Below are 9886 nucleotides of genomic sequence, written 5' to 3'. Positions count from 1 at the left end.
TTTATATAAATATACTAAAAAGCCACTAAAACTATGCCAGTAAGTGTTTTGTAAAGCGTAAAGAATTATAAAAATTAACGTTTCAAAGCAAAATGCCCTTTAACCTGAAAGCTTTCGCCATCCTTGATGACATAGGCGATGTACCAATAGTCACCAGAAGGCATTTGGTTACCGTTGAAGGTGCCGTCCCAACCAGAAGTATTGTGCCCGATTTCTTTGAGCAATTTGCCATAACGGTCAAAGATATGGACTCTGGTACCAGGCAATTCCTGGACACCAGCAATGTGCCACGTGTCAAAATCACCATCATCATTTGGTGTCATGTGCTTTGGTGCATCAAAGATCAAGACCTCTCGAGTTATTCTTGCACAGCCATTTTGGTCTATAATGGTAATGGTATTGTATCCAATGGGTACGTTCACAAAAACATTTGAGGACTGAAACGGCAGATCGTTAAGCTGGTAGAGGTAATCACCAATGCCGTTAACGGTAACCGTTATATTGTTCGGATCCGAGAAATCAATCGTCTCAACGACATCGATAACGGCAGACTCAGATTCCGTAACATTGAACGTACTTGTGCTTTGGCAACCATACTGATTGGTTATGGTCACGGCATACGAACCAACCTCTGTAATCTCAATTTCAGAGGATGTTTCATTTGTTGACCAGAGGTACGTGTACAAAGGATTCCCAGTATCGGCAGAAACAGTCAGTGGTAAATCATTTAGGCAGAGCACTTGGTCTTCAACGACTGTATCTGGCAATGAATTGATGACAACAGAAAACTGGGTAACGTCAAAACAGCCAGTGTCCAAGTTTTCTACCCTTACAAAGATTACCTCACCATCAAAAGCAGTATGTTCAACGTTCAATTCGTTTATGTTTTCAGTGGCCTCGTTCTCTGAACTAAAATAACTTACAGCATACTCATTAGGATTTTGATTACCTAAAACCGCTGTATCCTGAGAGGATAAATCAAATTCCAAAAGTCCATCATAGTCATCGTCACAGGCCACGAGGTCATTGGGCTGATTTGCAATAGGAAGTGGGTTGACCACCAACTGAAAAGGATGTACGGCATAACAGCCAGTTGTGGAATATTCGACCCTTGCAAAGAGCATTTCAACAGTGTTGGTATAAGTATGATCCGTGTTTAACGGGTCGATATTCGCTTGGGCATCAGCCTCTGAGGTATGATAGCTTACCAATACATTAAAGGTATCTTCTAGAAGCGCTAAATCAATATCCGATAGATCCACATAGCTTTCAGCATTAGCACAAACCTCATAAGTATCGATAGGGTCAATCTCTGGCGGACTGTTGATAATTAATTCAAAAGGCACTGAAGCAAAACAGGTCGTAACGCTATTTCTAACTCTAACGTACAGGGTTTGTTGACCTAAAGAATTAGTATAAGTTTCAGGATTATTTATTGAGTTTATATCAGCGAACAAATCGGCTTCAGTTTCAAAATAGGTAAAATCAATACCGTATTGTCGTCCTTCTAAAATTAGAAGTTCTATTTCGGTTAAATCCCATTGTTGTTCAAACTCGTAATTGTTAGCACAAGTCGTTAGTGATTGTCCATAGTTGACTTCTGGAAGCGAAAGTGTATTGATGTAAAATGTATCTACATTATAACAGCCAGAGTCTATATTCTCAACACGCGAGTAGATGAGTTGTGGATTGTTGCTTGGCATATAGTCCAAAGGGATTTCATTGGTTCCGAGCTCTGCGTTTAAAGGGGTTAAATGAAATGTAATATCTAAGTTCGATGGACTGCCCAAACTTATTTCGACTATTTTATCGTTTAGATCCGTAGCGGCCAAGCCGTTATTGTTGATGTCACATTCAAAAACGTCTGATGGTACATTATAAATTGGTGCTTCCTTCACCTCAATTTGCATAGGAGCAACTCTATAACAACTGTTCTCTGTTTCATTTTCCAATCTAACGTAAACCGTCTGTGGATTAGACGTATTTTGATAAGCAGAGGTTTTATCTATCTCATCAACTCTATTTATCGCATCGTCCTCTGTTTCGTAATACGACACTTGCATACCTTCTTGCCCGTTAATTATCTCTGAGTCTTTGTCTTCAAAATAAAAATCGGCAAAATTGGCTCCGTTTGTCGTACAATTGACAAAGTCTGCTATTGAGTTTAGGATTGGGTTATCATAAATGAGCACTTCAAAATCGACCACCGTAAAACAATCCAAACCTACACGTTGCAATCTAATATATACGCTTTGTGTTTGGGCATTATAGCTTTCTGGATTTTCTATGGCAAACCTGTCGCTAAGTGCGTTTTCAAAGGTTTCGTAAAAGGAAATATCAAAATCATTTTCATCGATTGATAAATCAGGTATTACGCTTTCTAAATTAACTATTGAAAACCCATCTTGATCGTCATCACAAACAACAATAGGTGAGGGAGAGTCAATATCCAAACTTTCAAGAATATTGATATCTAATGTGGTTATGTTAAAACACCCTGTAGAAATAGTGGTAATTCTAGAGAATACTTGAGTGGAGTTTCCGGCCACATCAATACTTTCTATACTGTTTTCGTTGTTTTCTGCGTCTTGTTGCGTGGCGTAAAAAGTGACGGAAACACCGTTTAAACCTTGAGCCATTAGATTATTAAAAGGGCTTAGTTGAACAGTGGTAGTATTTGCTGTATCATTAAACTCTCCACAAGCTTCAACAGTTTGTGATGAAACAACAGGAGCTTCATTGATTTCTAAAACAACCTTTGAATCATAAACACAATCATTGTAGGTGGAGGTAAAGAATAATTCTTTAGAAGGAGTATTTACTGTGTAAGTTGAAAATTGACTTATTGGGTTTTCTTCATTATCTCTGTCGTCTTCTGTTTCGTAAAATGTAAATTGAATATCGTCTTGCCCTTGGGACAGTTCATTTGATACATCAATAAAATCAAAATCATATACTCCATCATTTGAGAAATCATCACATCTGCTAACTGTGCTTTCTTCACCAAATATATTATATAGAACATTTTTATGAAGCTCTAGAGTTAAGGGTGTTGGACAGTTTTCCCCTTCAAATCTTAATAAAAGCGGTATGGTAGCAATAGGTGAGGTGGTATTATAAATTCTTGGGTCGCTAGTTATACCTAAAAGGACGGCTACTTGGACAGTAATGCCAGGATAGGTGCTTTCAATTTCATCAAAAATATCATCTAAATTGAAGCCAACAGAAACATTGTCATAAGTGATAGTGTTTGATCCACTGGTTTCAAAATATTCAGGATCAGTACATTGGCTAACTATATATGTATCAATACCGATATCTGGTTGAGCCTGATAATCAAGATTTAATCTTTCTATTGAAGAACAATCACTAGAGGCATCTGCTACACGAGCATAAATAAAGTTTGGTGAGCCAATTATTTCATCCGTTTCAGTTATAGGGTTTTGATTGTTTAGTGCATCATTTTCTGTAAGATAATAGCTTACCGTTCTGTTGAACTCGTAATTTGAGAGTTCAAAATCAAAGTGTGATAAAGATGAGATGAGAAATCCACCATCATTTATTTGTCCATTACAGACCGCTGCTATTGTTTCCAAAGTATTGGGCGAACTATTCACCGCAATATTAAAATTTCCTATTTGCAGGCAATCACCACTTAAACTCTCAATTCGCACAAAAATCTGTTCTGTTTGTTCTGTGTTTTGGTAAATTCCTTGTATCGGGTTGGTGTTGTTTAGTGCATCGTCTTCAGTATGGTAATAACTTATGGTGTAATTTGTTGAAGGCAATTCAGCATAGATTTCATCATCTTTCAACAATGGAAAATCAAAGTCATAGAAGCCATCGCTAGGTGCGGGATCGCAGATTGGAAGGTCATCAATCGGAGCTGTTGGTTGAAAGGGAATGATCTCTATTTCTATAGTATCTTCCATTGTACAATTACCACCTGATATTGGTATTGAGACTTCGACTGTGTATGTTCCAGATTGAGCAACCGCTAGTGTTGGATTGGTTTGACCAGCAATTTGAGCGCCATTTAAATACCAAGCATAGTTGGCTGAAGGATTGTTAATATCAGCGTCTAACGTGAGATCGATTCCGCAGATGGATTGATCAGGGCCAAGATCTATAGCACCACCAAAACCTTCTGCCTCAATGAAAACCGCAGAATCGAAGCGTTCATCAATATGGTCTGCAATAATAAACTTTATATGATAGGTCTCACCCGGAATAACAGCACTGTTTACGCTTAAAACGTTAGTATGTCCATTAAAGTTGGTGCTACCTACATTGTAGCCTTTAAAATAGTCCTCATTTATAGCATCACAAAATCCACTAATGTCAGGATGGATGGTATTGGTACTCACATAGGTATTGTCATCCGAAACGGTAGCAATATTAACATAAGGGTCTGCAGTGCCAGCCCTTTTGATAAGGATTGCAAAAACATCCGAAAAATTACAAGGGTATTCCTGTTGGTATTCATCTGAAGCAAACAGATAATTGAAGACCACAAAATTATTGACCGTTACAAAATCGAATTCAATTGATGTAGCATTCAGTGTTTGGTCTATACCTAAAACATTTAATATGTCAGTATCCGTTTCCCAATCTATTTCGCCATCACTTAGATCTTCACCAATAAATGCATTGCCAGCTCTGGCTACATTACCTGTTGATAAAACCAATCCGCTTTGCAATGGGAAGTTTGATGTTCCGTTATCAAAGCTGCCATAACTGATTATGCTGTTGACATTACCATTAATTTGGGAAGAAATATTTGAAACTGATGCACAGTTGTTGCCAACTAAATTTTGAATGAGTTGCTCTGGTTGTTGAGAATTATCCGTAGTAATTTGCTGTGCATATAGGAAACATATATGCATACCCAAGGAGAGAAGAGTAAGTAAACTTTTCTTTATCATTGCTTTTTTTGTCGTAGAAAGCTATAGGAATCAGGTAACTATAAAAATCTAGACCGTAAAAATAGATAAAAGCAATTAAAAGAATCAACTAAATAGAATTTTAACTCTAATTGGCTTGTTTTTAACGACGAATGGCAAAATGTCCTTTGACTTCAAAAGATTCATTGCCACGCATTACCTGTGCAACAAACCAATAGTCATTGGCAGGCATTTTCTTGCCGTTAAAAGTGCCATCCCAACCTGGTGTGTTGTGTTTAAGTGTTGTTAAATGTTTACCATAGCGATCAAAGATATGGATAACCGTTCCAGGTAGTGTTTCCACACCAACAATGTGCCAAGTATCAAATTGTCCATCATTATTAGGAGACATGTGTTTTGGGATGTCAATTACCAAAACTTCGTGCGTAACTTCAGAACAACCGTTAAGATCTATAATTGTTACTGTATGATAGCCCATACCAACATTTTCGAATACATTAGATTCTTGTGGTTCTCCATCATCCAATTGATAGAGATAGTCTCCAATACCACTTATTGTAATGGTAATATTATTTGGGTTTGAAAAGTCCACAACCTCAGTGGCTTCAATTGTTGCCGCCTCAGATACTGAAACTCCAAAAACCCTTATGTTTTCACAGCCAAATTCTGTTGTAACCGTTACCCAATAGGTGCCTATTTCTGTAATTTCAATTTCTGGAGTGGTTTCGCCAGTTGACCATAAATAGGTGTCTGTTGAAATATTGGTATTTGCTGAGACCACTAACGGTAAATTGTCTAAACAAATGACCTGATCTTCAATATTGATAATTGGTAAAGGATTTATAATTACTGAAAACTGAGTGACATCGTAACAACCTGTGCTATTATTTTCTACTCTAGCAAAAATGATTTCAGAATCAAAAGCTATATAGTTAGTGTCTAAAGCGGAGTTGTTTTCGTTTGCCTCTAGTTCTGTATTGTGATAAGTTACTGTATAATTGGACGGATTTTGACCACCAAGGATACTGGCATTCTGCTGAGTGAGATCAAACTCTAGAAGACCATCAAAATCATCATCACAATCTTCTAAATCACTAGGTTGATTTGCAATCGGATTAGGGTTAACATTTAAGTTAAACTCATAAACTATATAACAATGCGTGGTACTATATTCTGCTCTAGCAAAAATAGTATCATTATTGGTTTGGTAGGTGTAATTGGTGTCTAGAGCATTTTCATTTGCTATAGCATCAGTTTCGTTTGAAAAATAATTGATAATCACATTAAAGCTCTCGTCCATTATAATTTCATCGATTTCAGTTAAGTCAAAGCTACTGTTTTCATTCTCACAAATATCATAGGACACAAAATCATTAATTACAGGTGGAGTATTTACAATTAAATCTATGGGAACCAGAACATAACAGTTAGAAATGGTATTGGTGATTTTTATATATACGGTTTGTGGATTACTTGTATTGGTATAGGCTTCAGGATCTGGAATGACGTTAGAATTTGTTTCTGCATCCTCATAATTCTCAAAATAAGTGATTTCTATATCGTCTTGTCTTACATCCAGAATTTCAAACTCAGCTTCTGTTAAATCAAACTCTGTAAAGCCATCGTAATCTGCATCACAATATGTAAGTGGAATAGACTCGTTAACATCTGGAACTTGAATAACATTCAACTCAAAAGATGTTACGGAATTACAAATGGTTCCATTATCTATTTGCACAAATATAGTTTGTGGGTTTGTGGTATTGGTGTATTCAAGTGGAAGAGGGTCAACACTATTTTCAGCATTAGATTGAGACAGATAGAATGTAATGTCTAAATTTTCTGTAATGCCTTCGGAAATTTCAGTAATCTTTGTCGATAAATCGAAGGTTTCAAAACCATCATTGGCTATATCATCACAAACAAACCAGTCTACTGGTTGATTATAAACTGGGTTTGTACCCACTTCTATTGTAAAGCTAGATGTACCATAACAATCTTGATCTGTTAAGTTTTCAACCCTAACAAAAATGGTTTGTGGATTGCTTGTATTCTGAAAATTAGAATCTTTATCAATGGCATTGACTCTGTTATCTGCATCATTTTGACTCAAATAATACAAAGCTTGTTTGCCAGTTTGTCCATTTAAAATTTCTGCATCCTTAGTATTAAAAATAAAATCGCCAAAACCATCACTGCTATCTTCGCAAATTCTATAATTGTCAATTACCGTAAACACCGGAAGCGTATTTACGATGATATTTAATGTTTCGGTTGAATAACATCCTGTCGATGAATTTTCTACACGAATAAATAAGGATTCCGTCTGGGCATTATAATTACTTTCGTTTATTATTGCATTTGTCGCATTATCAGCATCTTCTTGGCTAACATGAAAACTTATCTGCCTGTTGTTAGTACTAGAAACTACTTGTGGAATAACATCTTGCAAATTAATTGTAGAAATGCCATCTTGGTCATTATCACAAATAACTATATCAGATGGAGTAGAAGTTATTGGTGCTTCTAGAACCGTTATTTCAAATGAGGTAATATCTGAGCATCCTGTTTCATCGGATGTAATTCTTGGATATAATGAAAAAGGGTTAGACGTATTGGTGTACAAGTTTGGTAATGCATTGGTGTTATTGGTAGCATCTTCTTCAGTTAAAAAATAAGTAACACTAAAGCCATCTTGTGCATCAGAGACTAAAACATCAAACTGAGATAAATCTGTTGTCGTAAAACCATCTTGGTCTTCATCACAAACGGACTGACTTACAATGTTTTCAAACTCATAAACTGGAACTAAAATTAAGTCAATTTGAGAAATATCGTAACACGTAGGACTTGATAAACCTAAGTAGATAGTCTGTGGATTGCTACTAGGTGTAAATGGAACAGATTGATCTAAAGGGTTCATCTGATTGTCCCTGTCATTTTCCGTTAAGTAAAATTCAACAGTAATATCTGGAATGTCATTTATGATACCACCTGCAATAGATAAAAAATCGAATTCCTCAACACCGTCATTATCAATATCACAAAGTATCGCATCATTGATTTCGGTTGCTGTTAGTAAAAGATTGGTATGAATTTCTATTGGAGTTACGGAAGCACAGCCTGTATTATTGTCTTCAACTCTAATAAACACAATTTGCTCTTCTGCATTTATGTTGGCGTAATTAGTATCATCAGCTATAGGATTAGCACCCGAAAGGGCATCCTCATTGGTTTCGTGGAAGGTAACTGTTACACCAGTTGTTCCTTGTAACACATCTGGAATTATAGTAGTTAGATCAAAATTTGCAAATCCGTCATGGTCAGCGTCACAAGCATCAATGTAATGATCGTCTGTGTTTATTACTGGGTTATCCAATACTGTTATATCTAAAGTTGTCGTGCTGATACAACCCGATTGTGGATGTTGTACACTGACAAAAACCTGTTCGTTTACATTGGTATTTACATAAGGCATTGGCAACGGGTTGCTCCCTGTTGCTGCATCTGTAGCAGTGCTATGGTAACTTACAACAAGATTGGTCTGTCCATTCGTAATTTCATCATCCTTTATGCTTAAATCTATAGTTGTAAAACCATCTGCCGTTTGATCGTCACAAACCTCAAGTGGTGTTGGATCCGTAATCGTAGGTAAAGGGTGAACTATTAAATTTATAGTAGAAAAAGCCAAGCAGCCGTTGTCAGTATCTTCAATTCTAACATGAATTACCTGTGGATTGGTTGTGTTTTGTATTGGTGTGGTAATGGCATTAATACCCATTTGAGCCTGAGTAGTTGTATAATGATAAGAAATATTATAGTTAGATGCAGGTACAGAAGCTAATACTTCGGCATCTTTAGTTGATAAATCAAAGGTTTCTATACCATCATTACTTAGATCATCACAAAGTTCGTAATCCGAAATTGGATCTGAAGATTGTGTAGAGCTTAGGGTAATATTAATATCGTCCTCTATCGTACACGTACTGCCAGATAATGGAATTTCAATTTCAACACGGTAGTTTCCGGTTTGTAAAACATTATAAGTTGGTTGTGTTGCCGTAGGGATAAGCAAATCATTAAAATACCAAGCGTATGTAGCTTGTGGGTTTCCGATATCTCCATCTAAGGTTACATCACTTGCACAGGTTGAAAAATCCTCACCTAAATCTACCGCAGCGTTAAAGCTGTTGCCTTCAATAAATACTGCCGAATCGTAATTTTCATCTGTTTGATCAGCAATGATAAGTTTAATTTGGTATTGTACATTAGGTTGAATTGCGGCCGTGGCAGATAGAACAGTAGTTCTACCATTATAGTTAGTGTCACCTACACTATAACCTTCAAAATATTGTTCGTTTGAAGCATCACAAAAACCAACAATTTCATCATGTACAGTGTTGGTATTTACAGGTGTGGTTGTACCTGGTACCAATGCAATATTAACATAGGGATTGCTTGTGCCTGCTTCACGAATTAAAAACGCAAAACCATCAGAATAGTCGCAAGGGAAATTACCAAAGTATTCTTCGGATGCTAAGATGTAATTAAATTGAATCTGATTTGAAATAGATATAAAATCGAATTCTATAGAAGTAGCATTTAAAGTATTTGTGATACCAAGTGCTGCTTCTAAATCTGGGTCTGTAGTCCAGCTGTCATTACCTTCATTTAAAATATTGTCATTTTGCCCATTTCCGGCTGAATTTGCACTACCTGTAGTTAAAACAATACCGTTTTGAAAGGGAAAATTAGATGAACCACGTTCAAAATAACCAAAACTCCCTAAACCTACTGAACTACCATTTGAAGGTGAACTTATATTTGAGACCTCAACACAACCCTGTATTAAGGTATTTTCAACTAAACTTTGAGGTGTGGCTGTATCATCCACCGTTATCTGCTGTGCATAAGTTTTGCTACATATAAAACATAGAATTATATAGAGGGAACGATGAACAGTATTCATGAGCTTAGATTAA

At 36.4% G+C, this 9886-nt stretch carries 2 protein-coding genes; both read right to left on the bottom strand.

Features of this window, described 5'->3' with window-relative positions; translation table 11 throughout:
- Positions 1 to 74: 74 nt before the first annotated feature.
- Positions 75 to 4925, bottom strand: a complete 4851-nt coding sequence (locus tag SIB89_RS04625; RefSeq protein ID WP_412561351.1) for a choice-of-anchor L domain-containing protein — start codon at positions 4923 to 4925, stop codon at positions 75 to 77.
- A 121-nt stretch (positions 4926 to 5046) separates the two neighbouring features.
- The gene (locus SIB89_RS04620; protein WP_412561350.1) at positions 5047 to 9873 is read right to left on the bottom strand and encodes a choice-of-anchor L domain-containing protein; all 4827 of its coding nucleotides are present in this window, start codon (positions 9871 to 9873) and stop codon (positions 5047 to 5049) included.
- Between the last annotated feature and the right edge of the window lie 13 nt (positions 9874 to 9886).

The sequence above is a fragment of the Winogradskyella sp. MIT101101 genome (assembly GCF_047126865.1).
Lineage (GTDB): Bacteria > Bacteroidota > Bacteroidia > Flavobacteriales > Flavobacteriaceae > Winogradskyella > Winogradskyella ouciana.
The sequence above is the reverse complement of the archived record's forward strand: the minus strand, read 5'-3'. Positions and strand labels throughout refer to the sequence as shown.